Origin of the sequence: Pseudomonas sessilinigenes, assembly GCF_003850565.1 — a bacterium.
Classification (GTDB): Bacteria; Pseudomonadota; Gammaproteobacteria; order Pseudomonadales; family Pseudomonadaceae; genus Aquipseudomonas; species Aquipseudomonas sessilinigenes.
Genome location: NZ_CP027706.1, coordinates 2,304,797 through 2,329,148, shown reverse-complemented (window position 1 = coordinate 2,329,148; position 24,352 = coordinate 2,304,797). Strand labels below are relative to the sequence as shown.

Here is a 24,352-nt window from a genome sequence, read left to right as displayed (position 1 = left end):
CAGGCAACGCCATGCCAGCCGCGCTCGGCCATGCTAGATTTCGCCCATGTCGACTCCCGATCTGAATCTATTGCTGACCCTGGACGTGCTGCTGGCCGAAGGCAGCGTGGCGCGTGCCGCCGCACGCCTGCAACTGAGCCCGTCGGCCATGAGCCGGGCCCTGACCCGCCTGCGCCAGGCCACCGGCGACCCGCTGCTGGTGCGCGCCGGGCGCGGCTTGGTGCCCACGCCCCGGGCCCTGGAACTGCGCCAGCGGATCGGCCCTCTGGTGGAAGAAGCCCTGGCCGCCTTGCGCCCGGCCACCGAGGTCGACCTGCGGCAGTTGCGTCGCACCTTTACCCTGCGCAGTCGCGACGGTTTCGTCGAGAATTTTGGCCCGGCACTGCTCGCCCGCCTGCAGCGGGAAGCACCGGGCGTGCGGATTCATTTCGTGCCCAAGCTGGACCGCGACAGCCAGCCCCTGCGCGAGGCCAGCATCGATCTGGAAACCGCAGTAGTGGATGCCGATACCAGCCCCGAACTGCGCACCCGGGCGTTGTTTCGCGATCGCTTCGTCGGCGTGGTACGTGCCGGCCACCCCTTGAGCCGGGGCCCGGTCGACCTCGACGAGTACCTGGCCGGCCAGCACATCCTCGTCTCCCACCAGGGGCACGACCACGGCCCCATGGACGATGCCCTCCAGGAGCTGGGCCTGGCACGCCAGGTGATGGCCCTGGTCAGCGGGTTCTCCGCCGCCCTGGCCCTGGCCCGGGGCTCGGACCTGATCGCCATGGTGCCCGAGCGCCACACCAGCAACCTGCGGGCCGGCCTGCATGCCTTCAATCTGCCGGTGGCGCTCGCGCCGATGACCATTTCCCTGCTCTGGCACCCGCGCATGGAAGCCGATCCGGCCCACCGCTGGCTACGCCAATGCGTGCATGAGCTGTGCAGCACCACCTGAACACCCGTGCCAGGCACAGCACGGTTGGGCCGCCCAACACCAGCAAGCACCCCCGGCACACTGGACAGGTACAGCCAGGAGCCGTAAAAAGTCCCTGCCCGCCCATCCCGAGGTCGTCATGTCACTCCTGCACCGCCTACCGCTCCGGCACCTGCCCGCCATCATCGCCGTCACCCTGGGGCTGGCCCTGGCCATTGCCCGGGCCCTGGTGCCACTGGACTACTTCTGGGACAACTTCGCGGCCTACTGGCTACCCCAGGCGCTGGTCCTCGGCCTGCTGCTCCTGACCCGCCCGGCCTCGGCCATGGTCGCCGGTGCCGCCCTGGCCCTGGCCATCCACCTGTTGCTGTTCTGCCTGTGGATCACCACCCCCCAGGATGCCCTGGGCTGGATCTACTACCTGCTCAACTTCCCTGGCGCGGTGCTCGGCGCCGCCGCGGCCCGCTACCTGGCCAAACGCCGCCCACCGCGCAGCGCCCTGGGCAGCGGCCTGCTGGGGTTCTTCGGTGTGGCGTTGGGCTTGTTGCTGAACTTCAAGCTGCAATAGCTGGCGTACAGCTGATTCGGCGCCGGCGGGCCCGGCGGCGAAAAAGGCCGAAGCCGCCCGCCCGACCCTGGCTGGGTCGGGCGGGCGCGGCTTCAGATCTGACCGTGACTGAGATCGGCCAGGCGTCCTGACAAGGCCTGCATGGCCTCGCTGACCTTGTCCAGGGCCTGGGCGTCCCGGGCGTTGTCTTCGCTGATGCTGTGGATACGTACCGCCAGCTCGTTGATTTCCTGGGTCACGTGGCTCTGCTCCTGCGCCGCCACGGCAATCTGCTGCGCCCGCTGGGAGATGTCATCGAAGCTGTTGACCGTACTGGACAGCGCGTCCGAAGCCCCGGCCGCCTCGCCCACCGCCTGGCGGGTGCGTGACTCGCCGGACTGGATGGCCTGCACCGCCTGGCGCGAGGCCTGCTGCAGGTCGTTGATCATGCCGCTGATCTCGTTGGCCGAGGTCTGGGTACGCCCGGCCAGGGTCCGCACCTCGTCGGCCACTACAGCGAAACCACGGCCCTGTTCGCCGGCCCGGGCCGCCTCGATGGCGGCATTGAGGGCCAGCAAGTTGGTCTGCTCGGAGATGGCCTTGATCACGTCCAGGACCGCGCCGACCTGCTGGCTGTCCTGCTCCAGGCGCTGGATCACCGAGGCTGCCTCGGCCATTTCCGTGGACAGTTGCTGGATCGACTCGCTATTGGCCGCCACCCGCTGCTGGCCATCCTGCACCACCACCAGCGACTGGCGCGCGGTATCGGCGCAGTTGTTGGTGTTCTGCGCCACTTCCTGGGCACTGGAGGACATCTCGGTGATGGCCGTGGCCAGTTGGGTGTTTTCCTGGCGCTGCTGCTCGGCGCGCCGGGCCAGGGTGCTGCTCAACTCGCCCAGGCGCGCGGCCTCGCTCTGCAACTGGCGGGCTTCGCTGGCGATCTTCTGCAGCATCTGCCGCAGTTGCCCGGCATAGCGGTTGACCGCGCCACGCAGGGCGCCGATCTCATCGGCCCGATCCACGTGCAGCTCGGCATTGTCGGTGGCCTGGCCACTGCCCAGGGCATCGATCTGGCGGGTGGTTTCCTCGAGCTGGGCAATCAGCTTGTTGCCCGCCAGCCAGGCGAAGAACAGCAACAGGGCCAGCAATGGCAGGAGGAACAACAGGATCTCGGTGGTCATGGCCCGGGCCAGGCCGGTGACCCGTTTCTCTGGAGTCACCAGGCCGATGGTCCAACCGGTGCCAGGCATGGTGAACAGGCTGACCCGCGCCGCTTCCTGTAAGCGTCCGTCGCGGTCCAGGTCGAGGCTGCGCACCTGGCCGGGGCGCGCCGCGCTGGCCAGGGTCTCGGCCACCGGGCGCAACCAGGCCTGCTGCTTGCTCAAGGCGTCGAAGCTGAGCATCTGCGCGCCACCGCTGGCCTGGGCGTCGGGGAAGTACAGGACGTTGCCGGCCTGGTCCAGGGCGAAGGCATAACCGCCGGTGACCGAACCCTGTTCCTTGAGGAAGCGCGCGAGATCGTCCAGGCGCAGGTCGATGGTGGCCACCCCGGCAAAGGCGCCGCCCTGGCGATAGGGCACGCTGCAGGTGGTCATCGGCACCTGGGTCACCGGGTCCTGGTAGGCCTCGGACCACAGGCAGTGCCCGGCGGCGCTATTGCGCGCCCCCGTGTACCAGGCTTCATGGTGATAACCGGCGCTGCCAGCGACGTTGTAGTCATCGGAATACACCAGCGAGCCCGCGTCGCTGCGGCCCCAGAAGAAGCTGCGGCGTTCCACGCCCGGGGCGAAGGCATTGGGTTCCGGCCAGATCCCGCCACCGGCGATGGCCTTGTCGTTCTCGTGGTCGATCACCTTGGGCGCGGTGGCCATGACCAGCTCCGGCTCCTTGGGCAGGCCCTCGACCATGTGCGCCATGCTCACGGTCACGCCTTCGATTCCCGCCAACTGCAAGGCCAGTTGACGGACGATGGCACTGCCGGTCTGTTCGATCAACGCCGAGCTCGCCTCCACTACCTTGGGTTGTCCCCGCAGGGTCATCACGGCAAAAACCGCCAACGCCGTGAACAGCAACAGCAGCACGCTGCCGAGGGTCAAACGATGAGACAGACGAACCGGAAGCAAAGCCATGACGAACTCCGTATCAGTTAGGCATCCCGACGTTATCGACCGCGACCAGGATTCCCTTGAGAAAAGAGTGACATCGTTCACATAAATCTCACTTGCGGCCAGGGCGTGCCCGATGCGTCAGCCTCGCCTGTCGCGCTCGCGCCGGCGGATCACCGTTACCGTCTCGCCGCCGATACGCCCGCTGGGGCCAGGGCCTGGAGCGCGGCACGGGTCTGCGGCTCGGTCGGGTGCAAGGGGGGATCGACGATCCCCGGCACCACCGCATTGATCTGGACCTGGGAGCCGGCCAGTTCCGGGGCCAGGAGGCGCCGGCCGAGCACCCATGCGTGCAGTTCGAATTGCCCAGCAGCGGACGCCGGGGGCCTTGGAGCTTTCAGGTCGAGGGACGGCAGGGGGACATGCGCACCTCAGGCAGCCTGACCTGCCTGGAGGATTTGCTGGCCACGGTGATCGCGGTGAAGAACGGCGGCGAGTTGATGGAGGTCCTGGCGCGGAGCGGGTAAAGCCGAGCCGCAGGCTCGAGCCATAGAAGCATGGCCACCTGCGGCTTGAGCCCTTATCGCGTGCGCCTCAACCTTCGAGCACCAGCATGAACTGGCTGAAGCGATCGATGCCGTCCTTGGACAGCTCCAAGCCCTTCTCGCCCATCCGCGACATCCACTTGCCGTTGTCGCCACGCAGGGATATCTGGCCGCTGGCCGTATCGATGGCGTAGGCGAACTGGCAATACGGGTCGATGCTGTCCTTGGACAGCTCCAGGCCCGTGGCCCCCATGCGCGACATGAACTTGCCGTTATCGCCCTGCAGGGCGAGCTTCTTGTCGGTGCCGATCTGCACCAGCACCACCTTGAACTTGCAGTACTGATCGATGGAACCCTTGGACAACTCCAGGCCGGTCGCGCCCATGCGCGACATGTAGTTGCCCGAGTCGCCACGCAGCGAGATGACACTACCGTTTTCGATGACACGTTGTGGAATGACGATCATGGTTGGCACTCCTTGCTGATTGGGTATGTCCTGCTTGCAGGCAGCGCCTGCCACTACCGGACGCTGGCCTCTGGTACAGGTGCAACGACCGGCAAGACGCGCCGCAAGCGAAGTCTAGTCGAGCCCCTCGGCAAGCCTCGGGACTCCTGGCAGGAACAGGACCAGCGGTTGGGTGCCCCGGCGCCAGGCGGCGCCGGCGGTCTTCACTCTGGCGAGCGGTGGGTGTACTGCGCGAAGTTCTCGGCGTAGTCCGTCAAGTGCTCGTCGAGCATGTGGCGGAACTGATCGACGAAGTAGTCCAGCGTCTGCTGCTTGGAAGCGGCCATTTCCTCGGCGTCACGGCAGCCGGTGGCGCGGATGAATGCGCAGAAACGGGCATTGGCGTACATCAGCGAGGCGCTGACCTTGCCACGGCCGCAGGTGGCGACCTGGGAATTGGCCAGGTCGATGATGGCGTCGGCGCGATCGTAGAATTCGTGATCCGGTTCGTTGGCCACAGGTGAGTCCTTTTGCTGGGTATGAAAACGAGGCGCCGGAGTATAAGAGCTTTGCCCGGCAAAACCGACGGTTTTCAGCGCCGCGCCAATCTCCCCCGCCCCTACGCTCCGGGCAAGGCCCGCAGATGCCCGGCCAACAAGGCTTCGCTCTTGCCCAGGGACAAAATCACGCTGTCATCGGCCAGCCGCTGGACCTGCTCCAGGTGCGACTCGCCCCGCTGCCGATCACCGTCGAGGAATGCCGCCAGGGCCTGGCCCCGCGGCCGTAACCAGGGCGAATACCACTCGACCTCGGCGGTCAGCGGAGCCCCTTGCAGCAGGCTCGCATCACGTTGCTGGCAGGCACGGCAGAAGGCCAGTTCCGTGCGCAACAGATCGACCATCACTTGCAGGCCAGGCAGTTCCCCTGCCCGGCCCTCCAGCAGCCGCTCCAGTTCAGGTTCCATCGCCTGCGCCGCCGCCCAGTCGCCCTGCTCTTGCCGGGCAGCCAGCCGATAGCTGAAGGCGACCAGGGGCTGGGGCATGGCCGCCTGGTCCAGGTGTTCGAGGTCCGCTTGCGGCAACTGCCCACTGGTGGCTCCGGCCACGCTCAGGGCCAGCAATCGGGCGTAGGCCAGTTCCGCTAGCTGGTCGTCACGATGAGTGAACCAGCGCCACAGCAGCAGGCCGTCGCTGGGCATGGTCCCCAGGGTCGGAATGAGATTGGCCACTCCCAACGCCAGGTTGATCGCGGCAAACCCCAGGAGCACCGCGCCGGACAACCCAGGCCAGGCGAGTCCGAGGCCCAGGGCGGCCAGGCCCGCCAGCAGGTTCAGCAATGGACCGCAGAACGCCACCGCCAGCCATTGCCCGCGCAGCGAGCGTTGCAGGTTGCTTGCCGCCATCACATAACCGCCCAGGCACTTGCGCAGGCGAAGCCGCCAGCCACGCCGCCGCGCCTGGAGTTCGAGGACGGTGAGCCGCATCGACAGCACCGGCATGCCCCACCAGCGGGCCGCCAGGTAGTGCCCGGCCTCATGCACGAAGATGCCCAGGATCCCCAGCGCCAAGGCCAGGCACAGCCCCAGCAATGGCCGGCCGCTGCTGGTGCCGATGACGAAGGTGGCACTGAACCAACCACTGATCACCACGGCGCCTTGCACCATCAGCAGCAGTCGGTTCAGGGCCTTGGGCCAGTGCTTGCCATCCATTGCGTAACGTCCTCGAAGTGAACCTTGGGGAATCCGGGCGCGCAGACTGCCAGCTTTGCCCCCGACACCTCAAGCCGGCTCTCAGCGGGATTCGGGCCAGTGCCGGGCCAGCACCGGGGCCACTCGGGGCTCGTGCTCGATGCGCTCGAGCAACGCCACGAAGTCCGGCTGGCTGTGGCGCAGCGCGTCCCTGGCGCCGCCCCAGCGCGACACCACCGCCGCCTGGATATCCAGGGCCCCGGGTGCGGCGCCACCCAGGAAAGGCCGTGGGACGAACTGGCGGGCGAACAGCTCCCAGGCGTGGTGCAGGCGCTGCCCGGTCGCCTCGCGCACCCGCGCCTCCAACGCCGGATCGGCATCGCTCACCCAACGCCCCGGGTAGTCGAGAATGCCGATCGCCGAATAGCAGTTGGCGGCGATGTACACCAAGCCACGAATGACCTGGGCCCGCGCCGAGGCCTGGGTCGGCAGCAACCCGGAATCGGCGAACTGCAACCCGAGGTGGATCAGGATCGCCGCGCTTTCCGTGAGGATGCTGCCGTCGGGCAGTTGCAAGGTGGGAATCTGCACCAACGGATTGAGCCGCTCCAGGGCATCCCGCCCCGGGCTGGCTTGCCAGGGCGCGGCCTCGATGCAGCGGTACGGCGCCTGGCAATACTCCAGGGCAATCTCCACCATGGCCGAACCCGTGCCCTGGCTTCCATACAAGTGATACATCTTCGCGACCTCCAGGTTGACCGGGGCACTCTACGCCTATCGGTCCTGGGAACGACACTCCACGTGCAGCACCTGCTCGCCCAGGGAGCGCGTCTGGAAGCGCACCGGCAGGAAGGCTTCGATCACCTGGATGTTGCTCGCCAGATGATTGGTCAGGCGCGGCGTGGTGAAGCTGCCACCACCGGCCAGGGCCATGGGCAGCAACAACTGGTCGGCCAGGCATTCGGCCACCACCGCGCCGGAGGCCAGCCATTCCCGGGCCTGGTCGATGGCAGCATCGGCGACGCTTTCGGCCCGCAGGCCGTTCTGGGCGAAACCGCAGAACAGCTCGGTCAGGTGCTCGTAGGCAAACTCCAGCAACAGCACATTGCCCGGGCCGTATTGCTCATCCAACTGCACGTCTTGCAGCTCCTCCCGGGACAGCCCCAGGCGATTGCCCACCCGCCGCAGCTCACGCTCGGCCACATGTTCCGGCAAGCCGGCGCTCAGGGCCCAGGCCCTACGCCCGAGCAAGGCGCCACGCTCTTGCAGATGCACAGGCTGCAGGGGCGAAGGCCGGACCAACAGTTCCAGCTCGCCACCGCCAGCCGGTACGAAACCATGGCGCAGCAACTGCAACTCGACCTGCGCGCCCATGCGTCGCAGCTGCGGCAGCCAGGATTGCTGGAGGAAGTCCGCCGGTGGTGCCAGGGGATTATGGGTGCCGCCGGTAACCGTCACCCGGCTGGGTTCCGGGGCCTGGAGCAAGGCCGGCAGCAAGGTCTGCAACACCAGGGTGCAGCTGCCGGCGGTGCCGATGGCGAAGCGGTAGTCACCGCCACGGATCGGCCCCGGTTCGAAGTCCAGCACCTGGGAGCCCAGCTCGGCCCCCCGGACCCTGGCCCCACACACCTGGGCAGCGGCCTGGACCGCCGTCAGGTGCTGGCGCATCAGGCCCGAACGGCTGCGCCGGGCGCGTATATTGCTGATCCGCAGGGCCTTGCCGGTGAGCATCGACAGGCTCAGGGCACTGCGCAGTACCTGGCCGCCGCCAATGGCGCCGTCCAGCTCGATCACATCCTGTTTCATCATGTTCCTTAAGCGTAGTGCCGGACGGTGTCTCTCAAGTAGGCGTCCAGCAGGGCATTGTCTTCATGGGTGCGCGCAAGCTTCGGCACCGGGCGCTCCAACTCGGCGGCGATGAAGTCGTGCAACGCCGGGCGCCGTGGACCGTAGGCGGACTCATCGGCACGACGCTTCAAGTCCAGCAGCTCATCCACCTCGTCCAGCAAGCGCCGATCATCGACGGTCTCCAGCAGCTCGGCGAAGGTCATGGGCGGTCGGCCCCGGCCCTGGTCGATCCAGCGCACCGCCAGCAACGGTCGCAGCACATAGAAGTATTTCTTGAACCGCACGCTGTCGCCCTGGAGGTAACCGCGAAAGTTCTTCCGGGCCATCGACAGGTAGTGGTTACGTGCCGCCGGCGGGCTGTAGAAGGCCTCGGCCAACTCGCGCAAACGCGCGGTCGCAGCCACCTCGCGGCGATACACCAGGGGCGAGTCGAGCCATTCGAGCAAGGTCGGGTTGGACTTGCGCAGCAACCCCAGGGTCTTGCGCAGCTCCCAGCCGCTGACATCCAGCTCATCGTCCAGCGGGCGCTCGATCACGTCCCGCGCGGCGTCCACCTGGATGAACCACTCGGGTTTCTCCACGTAGATGAAACGCACGTCGTAGTCGCTGTCGGTGGAGGAGAAGCCCCAGGCCCGGCTACCGGACTCGCAGGCATACAGCACCTGCACATTGCGCTCGCGCTCGATCCGCGCCAGCTCCTCCAGGACCCGTTCGCGCATGGCGTCGTCCAGGGGGTGAAGTTCCTTGTCTATTTGCATGTCCTGCTTCCTGTTCAATCGGTGGCACTGGCCATCAGTACCCCCAAGGTCCGGCGCTCGGGGTTCCAGATGCTCAGGCACCAGACGCCCCACCACTCCAGGCCCTCATCGAAATAATCGCTCCAGGCCTCGGTCGCCGCAGTACCCTCGACCTCCCACTCCAACTGCAAGTCGCTCACCCAGTCGATCACCACCGGCTGCGCCTCGGGCTCAAGCCCCAGCAACGCCAGCCAGCGCTGGAAGATCGCCTCCGGCGGCTCGCCGCCCTCGGGGAAATGCGTTCGGTAAGGCGGGTCGATAAAGGCCTGGTACAAGGCCTGCGGACCTGGTAGCACACTGGCTGTACCCAGGCGCTGGATCTCTTGCGCATCCAGCTCCCGAGCCACGGCCCGCTGCACTTCCCAGCGCATCGGCGGCGCCTCGCCGAGATCGGCATAGCGCGGATGCTCCTGGATCAGCCGGCGCCGCGCCTCGCGGTGCTGCTCTTCTATCTGCAGGTACAAGGCGTCAAGGGCCTGGCGATGCAGATCAAGATCGATGCTGGCCTGCGGCGCGACGTCCAGCACCGCGAAATCGAACACGCAGTCCGCCTCCTTCAATTGCCGGCGCAGGGCCTGGATCGACTCGTTGTCCTGCAGGTTCAGCAGTGCTGGCAGCATGTTTGCTCTCCTTGGTTCATGGCAGCCACTTGAGTGAGCCCGCCGGCAATTCTCCGGCCTTTTCCATCATGCGTACCCGCTGGGTCAGCGCTTCGCGCAGCGGCTTGGGGGTCACTGGATCGAACAGTGCATAACGCCCACTGCACCAACCGGCCAATTGCGCCTGCCAGTAGCTCGCCTGTTGTGGAGCCTGGTCCAGGCACCAAAGCAGGTACTCCAGCTGCCGCCAGCCCGGTTTGAGACTCAGCAGCATCCGCTGGCGCCATGCAGGCAGCGCTGGCCAGTGAACATCCAGGTACTGCTCCAGAGCTTCGTCGAATACCGCCCAGGGTTGTTCGCGCAGCAGGCTGACCGCCATCTCGAAGACCTTGTCCGAGACATCGCCCAGGGCCTTGAGCTGCCAGGCCATGCCGCGCTCGCCCAGGCTATGCAGGGCCAGCAGGCGAGTGTTCAAGGCCGGCGAGTCCAGGGCCAGTTGCACCATGGCATCGGCCCGGGGCTCTTGCAGTTCCCTGGCCAGGCCCAGCAGGCCTTGCCACTGCGACCGGTTTGCCGGCGCCGGTTGCAGCACCCGGGCCAGCAGCACTTCCCGTGGCTCCAGGCCATAGCGTGGCGCCGCCCAATGCCCCAGGCCACGCAGGGCTGCCGAGGGGTCGAGCAAGGCCTGGCGCAATTGCTCGCGCGGGTCGTCCAACAGCGGCAGCAACAAGCGCAGGGCCTTGACCCGCACGCTAGCGCCCGAGGTCCGCATGACCTGCTCCAGCAACGGCCGGGCCTGCTCTTTAGCCAGTTCGGCGCAGGCGTCCACCGCCATCTGCCGCACGCTGACCTCGCCATGGCCCAGGGCCTGGGCCAGCAGGGCCGGGCGATTCGCGCCACTGTCCAGCAACAGCTCGAAGACGAACCGTGCGGCCCGGCCCCGGCACGCGGCAAAGGCCTGCTCGACCTTGCCTCGTACTTGCGGCAACTGCAGCACCGCTCGTGCCCGTTCCAGGGTCGCCCCGTGGCTGACCCGCTGCTTGGCGGTCAAGGCCAGCAGCGGACCCAAGACCTGCAACCACAAGGCGCCATGTTCAGGTACCAGGTACAGCTCCACGGCCGTAGCCGCCTCCTGGCGAACCTGGGGCACCCAATCGTTGAGGCGCTCCAGCAGCACCACCAGGGCGGCGGCCGACGGCTGGCGGGCCAGGCGTCGTACTGCCGACTGGCGGACGAAGCCATTGCCAAAACCGCTCAGGACCAGCCAGGCATCGTGTTCGTCCCGGGTTTGCCAGACTTCGCGCATCCGGCCAATTTCGTAGTCGCTCAGCTGGTAGTGCCAATCGGGCGGGCACTCCAGCATATCCATGACATCCATCGCTCTACCCCTTAACGCATACCACCTGACGCAAGGTATGCAGTACTTCCACCAGTTCGCTCTGGGCGTCCATCACTTGGTCGATGTCCTTGTAGGCCATCGGAATCTCGTCGATCACGTTCTCATCCTTACGGCACTCCACATGGGCGGTGGCGCGGATCTGGTCGGCCAGGGTGAAGGTGTTCTTGGCCTTGGTCCGGCTCATGGTTCGACCGGCACCGTGGCTGCAGGAGCAGAACGCCTCCTCGTTACCCAACCCGCGGACGATGAAGCTCTTGGCTCCCATCGACCCGGGGATGATCCCCAACTCGCCCTTCTTCGCCGACACCGCACCCTTGCGGGTCACCAGCACCTCTTCACCGAAGTGGCGCTCCTTCTGTACGTAGTTGTGGTGGCAGTTCACCGCCTCCAGCGCGACTTCGAAGGGCTTGCTGATCACCTTGCGGGTGGCCTGGATCACCAGTTGCATCATCAACTCGCGGTTCTGCCGGGCGAAATCCTGGGCCCAGGCCACGGCCTCGACGTAATCATCGAAGTGCTGGCTACCTTCCTCGAAGTAGGCCAGGTCGCGGTCCGGCAGGTTGGCGATGTGCTGGCGCATATCCGCCTGGGCCAGGTTGATGAACAGGTTGCCGATGGCATTACCTACGCCGCGCGAACCGCTATGGAGCATGAACCAGACGCGGTTGGCCTCGTCCAGGCACACCTCGATGAAGTGGTTCCCGCCTCCCAGGGTTCCCAGGTGCTGGCGGTTGTTGCTGTTGGCCAGCGCCGGGTACTTATCGGTGATCGCCTTGAACCGTGGATGCAGGGCCGCCCAGGCCTGGTCGGCCTGTTGCGGGATCTCACCCCAGGCCCCCTTGTCTCGTCCGCTACGTGGCGAGGTACGACCGTGGGGCACCGCCTGCTCGATGGCGCTACGCAACCCGGCCAGGTTATCCGGCAGGTCGGAGGCGGTCAGCGAGGTCCGGGCGGCGATCATCCCGCAGCCGATATCCACCCCGACCGCCGCCGGAATGATCGCGCCCACGGTGGGGATCACGCTACCGATGGTCGATCCCTTACCCAGGTGGACGTCGGGCATCACGGCCAGGTGCTTGAAGATGAAGGGCATCTTGGCGGTGTTCATCAGCTGCTGGCGGGCTTCGTTTTCCACGGGCACGCCCTGGGTCCACATCTTGATTGGCTTACCGTTGGCGACTTCCAGCAATTGGTAGGTCTTGCGTTCCATATCTTTTTACTCTTTCTTCCTGGGGCCCGAATCCGGGCCTTGTTGTATCGGCAGCGCAAGAGCGGATTGCAGTCTTGCGCCCATGATCGATCGGGTGGCCGGTCATCCGGCAGGTCTTGGCGACAAAAAAAGGTGAAACATGCAGCCTGCTCTACCCCTGAGCTACCACCTTGCGGTGGGCGGGAATCGAACCCGCGACCAGGCTGTCCTGTAGTTCCACCGGCATTCGCCGGGTCAATCGGTGCAGGCCGGGCCTGCGGGCAGCGACAAGGGAACGGGCACATTTGCTCTACCCACTGAGCTACAGCCTTGCGGCTGGCGGGACTCGAACCCGCGACACCATGTAGTACCCGTGGCATTCGCTGCCATCCCGCCAAGGCGGGGAAAACCTGCGACGACAAGGAATCGATGAAACGATGCACTCGCGTTCTGCTGGTTGAACCACGGCGCCCTTTTCGAGCACCGGCGGGACTCGCACCCGCATCTCGAGCCTTGGATGTAGTTCCATCGGCATTCGTCGCAAAAAACCGCAAAACAGGTGGCGCGACAACAGTAGTGGCTGATAGCCGGATTCGAACCGGCAAGACCAGGATGTACAGCCACCGGCATTCGCGCCGTCACCGGCCCTGACAAAATCTGCTGAGACGTCTTTGGATGTAGTCACAGCGGCATTCAGGGCCAATGATCAAGAAACTTCAGTGTGCGCCGGCTGCCCGGCGCATGCTCTAACTCAATAACCTGGCGCTCAGGGCGCCAGGGCCTCGATGGCTTTCACCCAGTGCTGGCCACCGTAGTTGCCGGCGATGAACTGCTCGATCACGTCGAACACCGTATCGCTGAAGCCACCGACGTTGAGGATGTCCTCACGGTCCGGGGCCTGGGTGGTGGCCCCGGGTTGCATATCGATGCACACCAGCCGGGCGTTGGGGTTGATCGCCTTGATCCGCTCCCACTGGCGCATGGTTTCAGTGGCCCCATGGCGCCGGGCGTCGATCCACGACTCGTTGTCCGAGACCAGGATCAGCGTGTCCAGCTTGAACCGCGCATTGGCCAGCTGCGCCAAGGGGGCCGAGCAGTTGGTCCCGCCGCCACCGATGGCCGCCAGCTTCTGGGCATTGGTCATCACGCTGTCCCGGGGGTTGAGGCGGATATCCACCACTTCCCGTTCGAACGGCATGACCCGTGCCGTCGGCCGCTTGCGCAGGACCGCCGCCGCCACCAGTGCCGCCACATCGATGCAGCGCACCGCCGTGGTGGCGCCCTGGCGATAACCCGTGACCGGACTGTGCATCGACCCCGAGACGTCCGGGCATACCACGACCGAACCGCTGAGCGCCGGCACATTGGCCAGGGACAGCTCCAGGGCATCCTGCAGCGCCTCGCGCACCCGCTGCGGCACCTCCTCTCCCGCCATGCGGTAGGCCGCCAGCAGCTGGTACGGGTAGACCCGGGCCTTGGCCACCTCTGCGGCATCCGCCAGGCGCGCCGCCACATACTCCGTGCAACCGCGCACCTGGAACGCACCGTGGCGAGCCAGGGTGTTGAGGTTCATGCGCAGCCCCTGCCAGCCCATGTTGCGAGCCTGGGCGGCCCATTGCTCAGCGCTCAGGCTCTCGTTGCCCAGCAACTGGAACGGTACATCCGGCACCTGGGTGCTGGCCCCGCTGCGAAACGCCAGCAGCTCACGGGTCAGCCCGGGCAGCGCCTGGACATCCACCGGCTTGCCGATCAGCCAGGCGAAGAAGGCTTCACGCCAGGCCTCGCGGGGCTTGGGGTGGACCATCTTGACCACATCCGCCAGCGACGGCTGGTTGCCGATCGATGCCTGCAGCAGCTGGCGCTCGCTGGCGTTGTTCAGCCAGTCCTGCACCAAGCGCTTGGGTTGCGAGCCCAGGGACTTGCGGCCGGTCACGCCGCTACGCAGGATCTGCACGTAGTTGCGTAGCATCTTGCCGTTGTCCACCACCTGGGCGAACAGCTCGGGCACCTGGACCGAACGTTGCGCGGTCAGCGCCGCCAGCAGCAGCGCCGGCATGTCCTTCATATGGCCTTGCTGGCGAGCGTAGCGAGCGGCCTGGGCCACGAAGCGGCTGTCGACTTCACTCACCAGTTGCAACACGGCTTCCAGCTGATCCTCGGGTGAGGTGTAGAAGGTCGAGTTCAGGCAACCGGTGACTGCCAGCTGGGCCAGGCGATGCTTGGCGTTGTAGGCGTAGGCCGGGGCCCGGGAGGCATTGCGGGTGTCGCTCGCCGGGGCTTTTGCCTGTTGGGTGTTGAACAGCTGCTGGTTGGCCATCTTGGCGTCTCGCTGGTTGTCTTGTTCGTTGCCAGAGATATTGCAGCCGCCGTGCCAGCTTTGAATTTTTTATCGAATTTATTTTTAACTTATTGATTTTAAACGTATTTATTTTTCATCTTTATTTCTTCAGTGATTTTTCGCGACAAACGTTGCTCTGATTTTATATCTTTATCTATCGCAGTTTATCCAAGGATATAAACATGTCGGACAAGTCCACGGTCGCCATCGGTTTCGTCGGAGCCACCCTCGATCGTGTCGGCAAGGGCGCCAACCGTTGGAGCCACTGGCGCCCGAGCGTGGGCTTGTGCCAGCAGCAGGATGTGCTGATCCACCGCCTGGAACTGATCCATGGCGTCGACGCCCGGGACATCAGCCTCGCCGGGCGCATTGCCGACGACATCCGCCAGGTCTCCCCCGAGACCGAGGTGCGCTTGCACCCCATGGAGCTGAAGAACCCCTGGGACTTCGAGGAGGTGTATGGCGCCCTGCACGACTTCACCAGCGCCTACGCGTTCGACACCGAGCGCGAGGACTACCTGGTGCACATCACCACCGGGACCCACGTGGCGCAGATTTGCTGGTTCCTGTTGACCGAGGCCCGCTTCCTGCCGGCGCGACTGATCCAGACCTCCCCAGCCCGGCGCCGCGATCCGGACGAGCACGCTACCGGCACCCATGCACTGATCGACCTCGACCTGTCGCGCTATGACCGCATCGCCTCGCGCTTCGCCCACAAGCGCCTGGAGGGCCTGGCCTTTCTCAAGTCGGGGATCGCCACCCGTAACCTGGCCTTCAACCGCTCCATCGAACAGATCGAGCGAGTGGCGGTACGCTCCAAGGCGCCGATGCTGCTGATTGGCCCCACCGGGGCGGGCAAGTCGTTCCTGGCCCGGCGCATCTATGAACTCAAGCGTGGCCGGCACCAGGTCCTGGGGCGCTTTGTCGAGGTCAACTGCGCCACCCTGCGCGGCGACGGCGCCATGTCGGCACTGTTCGGCCATACCAAGGGCGCCTTCACCGGCGCCCAGAATGCCCGCGACGGCCTGCTGCGAGCGGCCCACGGCGGCATGTTGTTCCTCGACGAGATCGGCGAACTGGGCCTGGACGAACAGGCGATGCTGCTCAAGGCCATCGAGGAAAAACGCTTCTTCCCCATGGGTTCGGACCAGGAGGTGGAGAGCGACTTCCTGATCATCGCCGGTACCCACCGGGACTTGCGCGGCCGGGTGGCCCAGGGCCTGTTCCGCGAAGACCTGTACGCCCGGATCAACCTCTGGACCTTCAACCTGCCGGGGCTGGCGGGGCGCCGCGAAGACATCGAGCCCAACATCGATTTCGAGCTGGAACGCCATGCCCGGGAGCAAGGCCAACTGGTGCGCTTCAACCTTGAGGCCCGGCGGCGCTACCTGGCCTTCGCCAGCTCCAGCGAAGCGGCCTGGCTGGGCAACTTCCGCGAGCTGTCGGCGTCCATCACCCGCATGGCCACCCTGGCCGACAGCGGCCGGATCGACGAGGCCCTGGCTCTGGAAGAGATCCAGCGCCTGCGCCATGCCTGGGGCCTGGAACAGAGCGAGGACGAGCTACAGCCGCTGTTGGGCACAGACATGGAACTGGACCTGTTCGACCGCCTGCAACTCAAGGCGGTGATCGCCGAATGCCGGCGCGCCGACAGCCTGTCGGATGCCGGGCGGCGCCTGTTCGGGGTCTCGCGCCTGGGCAAGGCCAATCCCAACGACGCCGATCGGTTGCGCAAATACCTGGCGCGCTTCGGCCTGGACTGGAAACAGATCACCAGCTGAGCATCGCGTAGCTGCTCATGAATGCCCGCTGAAGGCCCTGGGGGGCTCGCGGGCTCGGCAGCGGCTACAAAGAGGATACGCCAGACACCAAAGGTGCCCGCTTCGTGTAGCTGCTGCCGCAGGCTGCGCACGGGCGCGCAGTGGCCGCGATGCGTCAGATCAGGCCAGCGTCGGCGACGGCTGCGGCACGGCGAACACGCCGCTGGCTCGGGCCACTTCGCGCTCGCCAACGCTCAGCACCACGGTGGCGAAGGCGATCTGCCGCCCGCGCCGGGAATGCTCCAGGCGCACCTCCAGCCAATCCCCCACCTGCACCGCGCCCAGGTAATCGAGGTTCATGCTGGCCGTGATCAGTGGCAATGGCGGCTCGCTGGAGAACGCCATGGCATACCCCATGCCGACGTCCGCCAGGGTGGCGATGATGCCGCCGTGCACGATGCCGCGACCGTTGGCGTGGCGGGCATCGGCACGCAGGCCGACACGCAGCCCACTGCCATTGCCACAGCCGTAGACCGGACCGATCAGCTCCAGCAACGGACTGCTGCGAGGCAAGGGACTGAAACCCTGGGGAACATCCGCTTCACTCATGACAAGCTCCTTGAGCACCAGCGCAGCACCATCGCTGCGTACTGCCACAGATGTAGCGCCAATCCGCGGTGCGGCCTATCAGTATCAATCCGGGAAATTGCCGCAAATAAGTCACAACGCCATCGTGGCCGCCCCAGGAAGGACGGTAAGATGCGCGCCTGCGTTCCCAACGCAGTTTCAAGTACCCAAGGAGCTCCCATGCAACATCAGGACGACCACCCTAACCGCCCTCGCCGCCTGGCCTTTGCCCTGCTGGGCGCGCTGGCACTCAGCGCCTGCTCTCCCAGCGACCAGGGCAGAAACGCCGTGGCCCTTGGCGGCGCCCAGGGCCAGGCCGGCGCCCAGTTGGCCTACGAACATGAGCTGACCCTGTCGTTGCCCTCGGAGCAGATCGGCCCGCGCCTGGCACAAACCCGTGAAGCCTGCGAACAGGCGAAGTTCGGTGCGTGCAATATCCTGCGCCTGGAACAAGGCAAGTACCGCGCCCAAGTGGTACTGCGGGTAGTACCGAGCGGCGTCGAGCCCATGGTCCAGCAGGCCGCCGAAGGCGCCGAGCTGGGCGAGCGCATCACCAGCGCCGAAGACCTGGCCGACGCCGTGGCCGACGTGCAGCGCCAGCAACAACGGCTCAAGGCCCAGCAACAGCGACTGGACGAACTGGCCGCGCGCAAGGACATCAGCGTCGGCGACCTGATCGCCCTGAGCAAGGAGCAAGCCGGCATCGAGAATGACCTGCAAGCCCTGGCCCAGACCGCCGCCGGCCAGCAACGGCGGTTGGACACCAACCGCCTGACCCTGAACTTCCAGCCCAGCGACAGCGGCCAGCGCAGCTCCAACCTCAAGCGCGCCTTCAGCAACCTGCTGGACAACCTGGCCGACGGTACCGCCGAGGCCCTGGAGAAAGGCAGCTACGTGCTGCCCTTCGTGATCCTCGCCTTCCCCCTGGTGCTGCTGTGGGTCTGGCTGTGGCGCAAGTTCGTCCGTCGCCGCCAGTAACCTCGCCTAGGCCTGGGCCTGGAGCGCCAGTTGCAAGCGCTCCAGGCCGATGCCGAACCCGGCACCCTGGCGATAGGCCCCCGCCCCCACCACTTGCTGCTGCGCCCCGAGGCGCCGGCAACGCACCTCGAAACCCTCGCCATCCAGGTAATAGGTCAGGCCACGCTTGACCCCCAGGTTGAGCTCATAGTCCAGCGCCAAGGCATCCAGGAAGCCGGTGCACAACTGCTGCGCCTGCACCAGTGCCTGGCGTGGATCGGGCCCGAGGATCTCCAAACCCAGCTGGGTGAATTCACGGTAGCGCCCGGCCTGGGGCTTCTCGTAGCGATAGCAGCGGGCAACGTAGAAGAACATTGCCTGGGTCCGTCCCGCCAGCAGCTGGCCAGCGGTTTCCTGGAACAGCGCGGTGGCTTCCGGAATCAGGCAGCAAGGGCGACCGGCCTTGTCGGCGAAGGCCCACATCTGGCCGATGACTTCACTGCCACCGGCTTTTTCAATAAAGGTGTCCTGGCCCCACAAGGCCGGGACTATGACTTCTTCAGCACCCGCTTCGATGAAGCCAGCTCCGGAACCGGCCCTCCAGGATGCGCAGGTTGGCGGCTTGTTCACCGGTGATCATTCGCGTGCCACGGAGCATAGTCATAGGTCGTTCCTCTGGTTTTTTACAGACAATAAAAAAGGCGCCTTGCAGGGCGCCTTGGTGGTGAGTCGAGGGTCAGTGGCGAGGGATGCGCATCACTGACGGCTCGATGCGCATACGCGACCACGGCCCCTGGAATGAGGTCGATGGTGATGGGTGCGATTGCCGAGCCGGAAAAAATTCATGGCGCATCCTGGCATACCGTAAAAGCAACTGACAAGCGCCTCGTTGTTCGTGCCAGCAGCCCCACACTCAAGGCCGACCGCCCACCAACGCGTCGACTCCGGTCAACTGGCCAGACAACGTCCAAAGGCGTTCGGCCTGCCCGGGGTCGATGGCATATGAGCGGACACCGACAAAGGACGGCGGCTCGCGCTCATCCAGCGAGGCGATGTCGCAGTCCTCGCAATACAACCCGCCCATACCCTCCAGCTGCGGCGAAGTGGCCGCCCAGACCTGGGTCGCAGCGCCTTGCTGCGGCGTCTTGAACGAGGGATCGGCCGGCTGGCCCGAAGCGTCGAGCCAACCAGCCGCGATCATCTCGCCCTGCACCAGATGGCGTTGCAGCGGGGTGAAGATCTTTCCGGGATGAACGGCAAAGGCCCGGACGCCGGCATGCCGCCCCAACCGATCCAGGTGCACGGCGAACAACGCGTTGGCGGTCTTCGACTGCCCATAGGCGGCCCATTTGTCATAACCCCGAGTGAATTGCACATCGTCCCAGCGCATGGCCGATTGCTGGTGTCCTGCCGACGACAGCACCACGACCCTGGCGCCACCTTCGAGTGCTGGCCAAAGCTCATTGACCAGGACGTAGTGCCCCAGGTGATTGGTCGCCAATTGCCTTTCCCAGCCCGGGCCCACGCGTCCCTCGGGGCAAGCCATGACGCCTGCGTTGGCAATCAGGATGTCGAGATGCCGGCCACTGCCCAGCACGCGCTGCGCGAGGTCCTTCACCGAAAGGAGATCGGACAAGTCCAACTGCTGGACCTCAACACCAGCAATGCCATAGGTGCTTGCCTGGGCGGTCGCGACATCGCGTGCCGTCACGATCACCTGGGCGCCGGCCTGGGCCAGGGCCCGCGTGGCTTCCAGGCCAAGCCCTGAATGGCCGCCGGTGACCAGGGCCAGGGTGCCGGAAAGATCTCGCCCTGCCAGCACTTCTGCCGCCGTACTGGCTGCACCAAAACCGGAATGGATCGGGATTTGCCTGCTCGTCATGAACGCTCCGTGAAACAGGATGGGAAGTCGCGGGAAGATCCCCGCGCCTGGCATTTTCCCGGCTGGACTTGCAGCCGGGAATGCAACAAAGTCCGGTTTTCTATCGCGAGCGTCCGAATGTCCATGGACCCGTTATCCGAAGTTCTGGCCCTGCTCAATACGCGCAGCTCGGTGTTCGCCGGCTTGAAGGCGGGCGGCGACTGGGCCATCGACTTCCCTGCGCCCGACGGCATCAAGTTCAACGCGCTCATCGAAGGCTCCTGCTGGTTGACCGTGGAAGGCGCCGGGGCACCCGTACGCCTGGTGGCCGGGGACTGCTTCCTGCTGTCGCGCAAACGGGCCTTTTCGCTCTGTAGCGATCCAGAACTACCAGCCATCCGGGCGGACGAGGTCTATCGCCACGCCAGCAATGGCGTCGCCCATTGCGGTAGCGCCGATGAGCTGTTCCTGATCGGTGGCCGCTTCGCCTTCGGCGAGGAGGCCAACCTGCTGTTCGCCGGGTTGCCTGCGCTGGCGGTCATCGGCAATGGCTCGGAGCCGGCGTCGGTACTGAACTGGGCCTTGCAACACATGGCCCACGAACTGGCCGGGTCTTCCCCAGGCCATTCGATCGTGGTCCAGCACCTGGGGCACATCATGCTGGTGCAGGTGCTGCGCATGTACCTGGCCCAGGCAACCGACGCACCACCAAGCTGGTTGCTGGCGATCTGTGATCCACGCATCGGGGCGGTCATCGAGGCCATCCATGCCGACCCGGCCCGGGCCTGGACCGTCGAGGACCTGGCCCGGATCGCCAGGGTCTCGCGCTCGACCCTGGCCCTGCATTTCAAGCAAAAGGCCGGGATAGCCCCACTGGAGTACCTGTTGCGCTGGCGCATGCAACTGGCCACGCAATCCTTGAAAAGCGGGCGGGCGAGCATTTCCTCGATCGCCCAGAAGCTGGGCTACGACTCCGACAGCGCCTTCAGCCACGCCTTCAAGCGGATCATGCACTGCTCGCCTCGCCAGTACCGCGAGCGACAGGCACACGCCATTTAGTGACGCGCCATGCAGCGCTGATAGCGCTCTTCCACCCGCTTGGCGAACCAGGCGGTGGTCAGCTGGCGCGTGATCTTCGGGCTCTTGAGCTCGATGCCCGGGAGTATCTGCCGCGGTACACCCTTGCCCTTGGCCTGGTCGGCCAGGGCGAATACCTTGCGGTACAACGCGGTCTGCTCGAATTGCGCGCTGTCGCCCTGCTCCAGCTGGTCGCGAATCACCGGGTTGCGCAGCCCCAACTGCTTGCCCAGGGTGCGTACTGCCAGCTCGGTGCTGCCGGGCAGGATCGAGTCGTAGCGGATCAGGTCGCCATCGAGCGCCAGGCGAATCCCGGTGAGCTGGCTGACCGCAGCCTGGAACGCGGCATTGCGGCTGGCGTACCAGCCAGCGTTGAAGTCGGCGAAGCGATACAGCGGCTGCGGGTAGCTCACCGGATAACCCAGCAGGTGGGCGATGCCGAAGTACAGGCCTCCGCGACGGCTGAAGACCTCGTGGCGGATCGAATCTCGTGGTGAATAGGGATACCCCTGGGCGTGCTTCTCGGCAAAGGCGATGCTGACCTGCATCGGCCCGCCGGTATGCACCGGGTTGAAACCACCGAACAGGGTCTGGCCCATGGGCACCTGGCCGATGAAGTCATCGAAGATCGCGCTCAGTTCCTTTTCGGTACGGGCCTTGGCCAGGCGCTGGCTGTAGGACTGGCCGTCGCTGGAACGTACCTGCAATGCAGCACTGACCAGCAGCCCCGGAACATGTGCCTTGGCCGCACGGCGATCGACCTCATCCCGGGCAATGCGCCCCAGGCCCGGCACCGCTGGATCGACCTGGAAACCGGACTCCTGCTCGGCCACCGCCAGCACTGCGCACAAGTTGCCGGGGCTGGGGTCCAGCCCTTGGGCATTGAAGGCCACCTGGATGTCCCGGGCCCAGCCCTGGCGGTCGCTCACCTGGGCGGGCAACAGTCGCAGGATACGTGCCTGGACCTGTTCGGCAGGTATCTCGGGCGAGCGGGAACCGGGCTGGCTGGCACAACCGGCCAACAACAGCAGGCCAAGGAAACTGCCGACAAGGCGATGTGAAATCATGGTTCTCCAAGGGAAGTCGGGACCCGGTCCCTGCAAGTAAAGCAACGAACGCGAGCTTCGACCGAAGACCTGCAGCGCCGTTCCCCTGCCCCGCTCGATAGATGCCAGCGTGATCGGCTTCATGTAGCCGCTGCCGCAGGCTGCGCAATAGCGCAGCGGCCGCCTATGCCCGGCCATTCCTGCGCTGCCGAGCCTGTGGGTCTTGGCGCAGCCCTGCAGGCTCGGCAGCGGCTACAGATCCGTTCAAATCGCCGGCAACAAGAACAGGGCCGACTAGAATCCATCTACTGCACACCCCCCGCCTGGGTGTATGTTCGACGACTCCCCCGCCTTGCCATGGAGTACTGCCCGGATGTTGAACCTGGATTTCTTGATCACCAGCCTGATCGTCGTGCTGATCCCCGGCAGCGGCGTCATCCTGACCATTTCCACGGCCCTGGTAGCCGGCAAGCGCGCCAGCCTGTTCACCGCCATCGGCTGCACCGCCGGGATCGTCCCGCACCTGCTGGCCTCGATCCTCGGCCTGTCGGCGATCCTGCACACCAGCGCCCTGGCGTTCCAGGGCCTGAAGTTCGCCGGGGTCGCCTACCTGCTGTACCTGGCCTACGCCACCTGGCGCGATCGCTCGGCCTTCGCCGTCGACAGCCACGCGGTCAGCCAGGGCGCCGGCGCGCTGATGCTCAAGGCCTGCCTGCTGAACATCCTCAACCCCAAGCTGACGATCTTCTTCCTCGCCTTCCTGCCGCAGTTCATCAGCCACGACGGCAGCGATCCGGTCCCGCAGATGCTGCTCCTGAGCGGAGTGTTCATGGCCATGACCTTCTTCGTGTTCGTGCTCTACGGCCTGCTGGCCAACCTGTTCCGCACCGCGGTGATCGAGTCGCCCAAGGTCCAGGACTGGCTGCGCCGCAGCTTCGCCGCCAGCTTTGCCGGGCTGGGCCTGAACCTGGCGTTCGCCCAGCGCTGAGCCAGCGGCAGTACCGCCGGATCCATGACATTGATTCCTTGCCCAGGACAAAGACATGAACTGCAGCGACGTACTGATCATCGGCGCCGGCCCCACCGGCCTCGTCCTGGCGCTCTGGCTGCGCCAGCAAGGGGTCAAGGTGCGGATCATCGACAAGACCTCCGGCCCGGGCACCACGTCCCGGGCCCTGGCGGTGCAGGCCCGGACCCTTGAGCTGTATCGCCAGCTGGGCCTGACCCAGGCCATTGTCGAGCGGGGTTGCCACGTGCCGGCGGTGAACCTGTGGGTCAAGGGCGAACGGGTCGCACAACTGCCGTTCGAGGCCATCGGTGGCGACCTGACGCCCTACCCCTTCCTGCAGATCTTTCCCCAGGACGAACACGAACAACTGCTGGTCGAGCGCCTGGCCCAGATGGGCGTCAGTGTCGAGCGTGAGACCGAGCTGCTGGCCTTCACCGATCACGGTCACCTGATCAATGCCCGCTTGCGCGGTCCCGATGGTCGGGAAGAGCACTGCCAGGCGTTCTACCTGGCCGGCTGCGACGGTGCCCGCTCCACGGTCCGCAAGACCCTGGGCGCCAGTTTTCCCGGCGGGACCTACCAGCAGGTGTTCTATGTGGCGGATGTCGAGGCCGCTGGCCCGAGCCTCGATGGCCAGTTGCATGTGGACCTGGACGCTGCCGACTTCCTGGCGGTGTTCCCCCTGGCCCAAAGCGGTCACGCACGGTTGATCGGTACCGTGCGTGACGAACGAGCCGAACACCTGGAGCACCTGCGCTTCGAGGATGTCAGCCAGCGCGCCATGCACCAGCTCAAGGTGCAAGTCGAGCAGGTCAACTGGTTCTCCACCTATCGGGTACACCACCGGGTGGCCGGGCAATTTCGCTGGGGTCGGGTCTTTCTCCTGGGCGACGCCGCCCACCTCCACAGCCCGGCTGGCGGCCAGGGCATGAACACCGGGATCGGCGATGCCATCAACCTGGCCTGGAAGCTGGCCACGGTGCTCGCAGGCCAGGGCGACGAGCGCCTGCTGGACAGCTATGGCATCGAGCGCATGGAGTTCGCCCGGCGCCTGGTCGCCACCACCGACCGGGTGTTCAACTTCGCCACGGCCGACGGCCCGATCGCCTATCTGGTCCGCACCCGTGTCGCACCGCTGCTGCTGCCGAAGATCGCCGCCTTCGACCGGGCCCGCGAATTCCTGTTTCGCACGGTGTCGCAGATCACCCTGAACTACCGCGGCATGCCCTTGAGCGCAGGCAGCGTCGGCCCGGTACACGGCGGCGACCGCCTGCCCTGGGTCAGCGACGGCGGGCAGGACAACTTCGACAGCCTGGAATACCTGGGTTGGCAGGTGCATGTGTATGGCGTGGCCAGCGACGCCTTGCATGCCTGGTGCAACGCCCGGGAGATCCCCTTGCGGGTCTTCGATTGGCAGGCGGCCCATGCCGAGGCGGGACTGGCGCGCAACGCCCTGTACCTGCTGCGCCCCGACACCTACGTGGCGCTGGCGGATCGCTCGGCGGACCCACAGGTGCTGGAGCGGTATTTTCGCGAACAGCAAATCCATCCCGTAGCCGGCATCGCGCCGGACCCGGGCACGCCCTGGAGCGCCTGA

23 protein-coding genes and 1 pseudogene are annotated in these 24,352 nt (G+C 65.9%); 7 read left to right on the top strand and 17 right to left on the bottom strand.

Annotated elements, in window-relative coordinates:
- Window positions 1-46 precede the first annotated feature (46 nt).
- Both C4K39_RS10930 and C4K39_RS10925 read left to right on the top strand, forming a co-directional pair.
- A complete protein-coding gene (locus tag C4K39_RS10930; protein ID WP_068589166.1) occupies window positions 47-940 on the top strand; it encodes a LysR family transcriptional regulator in 894 nt (297 codons plus the stop codon).
- Between the two features lie 118 nt (window positions 941-1,058).
- A complete protein-coding gene (locus tag C4K39_RS10925) occupies window positions 1,059-1,487 on the top strand; it encodes a hypothetical protein (protein ID WP_068589169.1) in 429 nt (142 codons plus the stop codon).
- 92 nt (window positions 1,488-1,579) lie between these two features.
- On the opposite strand, the gene C4K39_RS32360 is transcribed toward C4K39_RS10925, so the two are convergent.
- The 13 genes and pseudogenes from C4K39_RS32360 to C4K39_RS10865 all read right to left on the bottom strand — a co-directional run bounded on the left by C4K39_RS32360 (window position 1,580) and on the right by C4K39_RS10865 (window position 14,397).
- Window positions 1,580-2,869: a methyl-accepting chemotaxis protein gene (locus tag C4K39_RS32360; RefSeq protein ID WP_496197118.1), complete on the bottom strand. Its 1,290-nt coding sequence runs from the start codon at window positions 2,867-2,869 to the stop codon at window positions 1,580-1,582.
- A gap of 120 nt (window positions 2,870-2,989) precedes the next feature.
- Window positions 2,990-3,337, bottom strand: a pseudogene (locus C4K39_RS32355) (cache domain-containing protein); the annotation flags it as partial.
- Between the two features lie 413 nt (window positions 3,338-3,750).
- Window positions 3,751-3,915, bottom strand: coding sequence for a hypothetical protein (locus C4K39_RS10915; protein ID WP_176719827.1), 165 nt, complete (start codon window positions 3,913-3,915; stop codon window positions 3,751-3,753).
- 250 nt (window positions 3,916-4,165) lie between these two features.
- Window positions 4,166-4,582, bottom strand: coding sequence for a fascin domain-containing protein (locus C4K39_RS10910; protein ID WP_053138426.1), 417 nt, complete (start codon window positions 4,580-4,582; stop codon window positions 4,166-4,168).
- Window positions 4,583-4,785: 203 nt separating this feature from the next.
- On the bottom strand, window positions 4,786-5,079 hold the full coding sequence (locus tag C4K39_RS10905; RefSeq protein ID WP_068589176.1) for a DUF3144 domain-containing protein: 294 nt from the start codon (window positions 5,077-5,079) through the stop codon (window positions 4,786-4,788).
- Window positions 5,080-5,180: 101 nt separating this feature from the next.
- Entirely contained in the window at window positions 5,181-6,269 is a 1,089-nt protein-coding gene (locus tag C4K39_RS10900) for a M50 family metallopeptidase (RefSeq protein WP_068589177.1), read from the bottom strand.
- Window positions 6,270-6,350: 81 nt separating this feature from the next.
- Entirely contained in the window at window positions 6,351-6,986 is a 636-nt protein-coding gene (locus C4K39_RS10895) for a glutathione S-transferase family protein (protein WP_124346336.1), read from the bottom strand.
- A gap of 36 nt (window positions 6,987-7,022) precedes the next feature.
- Entirely contained in the window at window positions 7,023-8,054 is a 1,032-nt protein-coding gene (rtcA, locus tag C4K39_RS10890) for an RNA 3'-terminal phosphate cyclase (protein WP_124346335.1), read from the bottom strand.
- Between the two features lie 8 nt (window positions 8,055-8,062).
- Window positions 8,063-8,854 carry a nucleotidyltransferase domain-containing protein gene (locus tag C4K39_RS10885; RefSeq protein WP_124346334.1) on the bottom strand — a complete coding sequence of 264 codons (792 nt, stop codon included), beginning with the start codon at window positions 8,852-8,854 and terminating at the stop codon, window positions 8,063-8,065.
- Between the two features lie 14 nt (window positions 8,855-8,868).
- Window positions 8,869-9,513: a hypothetical protein gene (locus tag C4K39_RS10880; protein WP_083236086.1), complete on the bottom strand. Its 645-nt coding sequence runs from the start codon at window positions 9,511-9,513 to the stop codon at window positions 8,869-8,871.
- 16 nt (window positions 9,514-9,529) lie between these two features.
- On the bottom strand, window positions 9,530-10,870 hold the full coding sequence (locus C4K39_RS10875; RefSeq protein WP_124346333.1) for an amino acid adenylation domain-containing protein: 1,341 nt from the start codon (window positions 10,868-10,870) through the stop codon (window positions 9,530-9,532).
- A gap of 4 nt (window positions 10,871-10,874) precedes the next feature.
- Window positions 10,875-12,101 (bottom strand): RtcB family protein, encoded by a 1,227-nt coding sequence (locus C4K39_RS10870; RefSeq protein ID WP_068589187.1) that lies wholly within the window; start codon window positions 12,099-12,101, stop codon window positions 10,875-10,877.
- Between the two features lie 745 nt (window positions 12,102-12,846).
- Window positions 12,847-14,397: a TROVE domain-containing protein gene (locus C4K39_RS10865; protein WP_124346332.1), complete on the bottom strand. Its 1,551-nt coding sequence runs from the start codon at window positions 14,395-14,397 to the stop codon at window positions 12,847-12,849.
- Between the two features lie 203 nt (window positions 14,398-14,600).
- On the opposite strand from C4K39_RS10865, the gene rtcR reads away from it, so the two are divergent.
- On the top strand, window positions 14,601-16,199 hold the full coding sequence (rtcR, locus tag C4K39_RS10860; protein WP_124346331.1) for an RNA repair transcriptional activator RtcR: 1,599 nt from the start codon (window positions 14,601-14,603) through the stop codon (window positions 16,197-16,199).
- 159 nt (window positions 16,200-16,358) lie between these two features.
- On the opposite strand, the gene C4K39_RS10855 is transcribed toward rtcR, so the two are convergent.
- Window positions 16,359-16,787 (bottom strand): PaaI family thioesterase, encoded by a 429-nt coding sequence (locus C4K39_RS10855; protein ID WP_068588788.1) that lies wholly within the window; start codon window positions 16,785-16,787, stop codon window positions 16,359-16,361.
- A gap of 198 nt (window positions 16,788-16,985) precedes the next feature.
- On the opposite strand from C4K39_RS10855, the gene C4K39_RS10850 reads away from it, so the two are divergent.
- On the top strand, window positions 16,986-17,783 hold the full coding sequence (locus C4K39_RS10850; RefSeq protein WP_124346330.1) for a DUF4349 domain-containing protein: 798 nt from the start codon (window positions 16,986-16,988) through the stop codon (window positions 17,781-17,783).
- A gap of 6 nt (window positions 17,784-17,789) precedes the next feature.
- On the opposite strand, the gene C4K39_RS10845 is transcribed toward C4K39_RS10850, so the two are convergent.
- Both C4K39_RS10845 and C4K39_RS10840 read right to left on the bottom strand, forming a co-directional pair.
- A complete protein-coding gene (locus C4K39_RS10845; RefSeq protein WP_068588793.1) occupies window positions 17,790-18,392 on the bottom strand; it encodes an ATP phosphoribosyltransferase regulatory subunit in 603 nt (200 codons plus the stop codon).
- Between the two features lie 283 nt (window positions 18,393-18,675).
- On the bottom strand, window positions 18,676-19,644 hold the full coding sequence (locus tag C4K39_RS10840) for an SDR family NAD(P)-dependent oxidoreductase (protein ID WP_124346329.1): 969 nt from the start codon (window positions 19,642-19,644) through the stop codon (window positions 18,676-18,678).
- Between the two features lie 123 nt (window positions 19,645-19,767).
- Here C4K39_RS10840 and C4K39_RS10835 point away from each other — a divergent pair, with 123 nt between their 5' ends.
- Window positions 19,768-20,682 carry an AraC family transcriptional regulator gene (locus C4K39_RS10835; protein ID WP_124346328.1) on the top strand — a complete coding sequence of 305 codons (915 nt, stop codon included), beginning with the start codon at window positions 19,768-19,770 and terminating at the stop codon, window positions 20,680-20,682.
- On the opposite strand, the gene C4K39_RS10830 is transcribed toward C4K39_RS10835, so the two are convergent.
- Window positions 20,679-21,767 (bottom strand): DUF1615 domain-containing protein, encoded by a 1,089-nt coding sequence (locus tag C4K39_RS10830; RefSeq protein WP_124346327.1) that lies wholly within the window; start codon window positions 21,765-21,767, stop codon window positions 20,679-20,681. The two genes, C4K39_RS10835 and C4K39_RS10830, sit on opposite strands and share 4 nt — an antisense overlap.
- Window positions 21,768-22,119: 352 nt before the next feature.
- Between C4K39_RS10830 and C4K39_RS10825 the strand changes: the two genes are divergently transcribed.
- Window positions 22,120-22,734, top strand: coding sequence for a LysE family translocator (locus C4K39_RS10825; RefSeq protein WP_068588803.1), 615 nt, complete (start codon window positions 22,120-22,122; stop codon window positions 22,732-22,734).
- A 55-nt stretch (window positions 22,735-22,789) separates the two neighbouring features.
- Window positions 22,790-24,352 carry an FAD-dependent oxidoreductase gene (locus C4K39_RS10820; protein ID WP_124346326.1) on the top strand — a complete coding sequence of 521 codons (1,563 nt, stop codon included), beginning with the start codon at window positions 22,790-22,792 and terminating at the stop codon, window positions 24,350-24,352.

What these genes read in the sequence shown, in the direction of transcription:
- C4K39_RS10930 (WP_068589166.1), top strand. Translation starts at nt 47, where the DNA reads ATGTCGACTCCCGATCTGAATCTATTGCTGACCCTGGACGTGCTGCTG.
- C4K39_RS10925 (WP_068589169.1), top strand. Translation starts at nt 1,059, where the DNA reads ATGTCACTCCTGCACCGCCTACCGCTCCGGCACCTGCCCGCCATCATC.
- C4K39_RS32360 (WP_496197118.1), bottom strand. Translation starts at nt 2,869, where the DNA reads ATGCTCAGCTTCGACGCCTTGAGCAAGCAGCAGGCCTGGTTGCGCCCG.
- C4K39_RS10910 (WP_053138426.1), bottom strand. Translation starts at nt 4,582, where the DNA reads ATGATCGTCATTCCACAACGTGTCATCGAAAACGGTAGTGTCATCTCG.
- C4K39_RS10900 (WP_068589177.1), bottom strand. Translation starts at nt 6,269, where the DNA reads ATGGATGGCAAGCACTGGCCCAAGGCCCTGAACCGACTGCTGCTGATG.
- C4K39_RS10895 (WP_124346336.1), bottom strand. Translation starts at nt 6,986, where the DNA reads ATGTATCACTTGTATGGAAGCCAGGGCACGGGTTCGGCCATGGTGGAG.
- rtcA (WP_124346335.1), bottom strand. Translation starts at nt 8,054, where the DNA reads ATGAAACAGGATGTGATCGAGCTGGACGGCGCCATTGGCGGCGGCCAG.
- C4K39_RS10885 (WP_124346334.1), bottom strand. Translation starts at nt 8,854, where the DNA reads ATGCAAATAGACAAGGAACTTCACCCCCTGGACGACGCCATGCGCGAA.
- C4K39_RS10880 (WP_083236086.1), bottom strand. Translation starts at nt 9,513, where the DNA reads ATGCTGCCAGCACTGCTGAACCTGCAGGACAACGAGTCGATCCAGGCC.
- C4K39_RS10875 (WP_124346333.1), bottom strand. Translation starts at nt 10,870, where the DNA reads ATGGATGTCATGGATATGCTGGAGTGCCCGCCCGATTGGCACTACCAG.
- C4K39_RS10870 (WP_068589187.1), bottom strand. Translation starts at nt 12,101, where the DNA reads ATGGAACGCAAGACCTACCAATTGCTGGAAGTCGCCAACGGTAAGCCA.
- C4K39_RS10865 (WP_124346332.1), bottom strand. Translation starts at nt 14,397, where the DNA reads ATGGCCAACCAGCAGCTGTTCAACACCCAACAGGCAAAAGCCCCGGCG.
- rtcR (WP_124346331.1), top strand. Translation starts at nt 14,601, where the DNA reads ATGTCGGACAAGTCCACGGTCGCCATCGGTTTCGTCGGAGCCACCCTC.
- C4K39_RS10855 (WP_068588788.1), bottom strand. Translation starts at nt 16,787, where the DNA reads ATGAGTGAAGCGGATGTTCCCCAGGGTTTCAGTCCCTTGCCTCGCAGC.
- C4K39_RS10850 (WP_124346330.1), top strand. Translation starts at nt 16,986, where the DNA reads ATGCAACATCAGGACGACCACCCTAACCGCCCTCGCCGCCTGGCCTTT.
- C4K39_RS10840 (WP_124346329.1), bottom strand. Translation starts at nt 19,644, where the DNA reads ATGACGAGCAGGCAAATCCCGATCCATTCCGGTTTTGGTGCAGCCAGT.
- C4K39_RS10835 (WP_124346328.1), top strand. Translation starts at nt 19,768, where the DNA reads ATGGACCCGTTATCCGAAGTTCTGGCCCTGCTCAATACGCGCAGCTCG.
- C4K39_RS10830 (WP_124346327.1), bottom strand. Translation starts at nt 21,767, where the DNA reads ATGATTTCACATCGCCTTGTCGGCAGTTTCCTTGGCCTGCTGTTGTTG.
- C4K39_RS10825 (WP_068588803.1), top strand. Translation starts at nt 22,120, where the DNA reads ATGTTGAACCTGGATTTCTTGATCACCAGCCTGATCGTCGTGCTGATC.
- C4K39_RS10820 (WP_124346326.1), top strand. Translation starts at nt 22,790, where the DNA reads ATGAACTGCAGCGACGTACTGATCATCGGCGCCGGCCCCACCGGCCTC.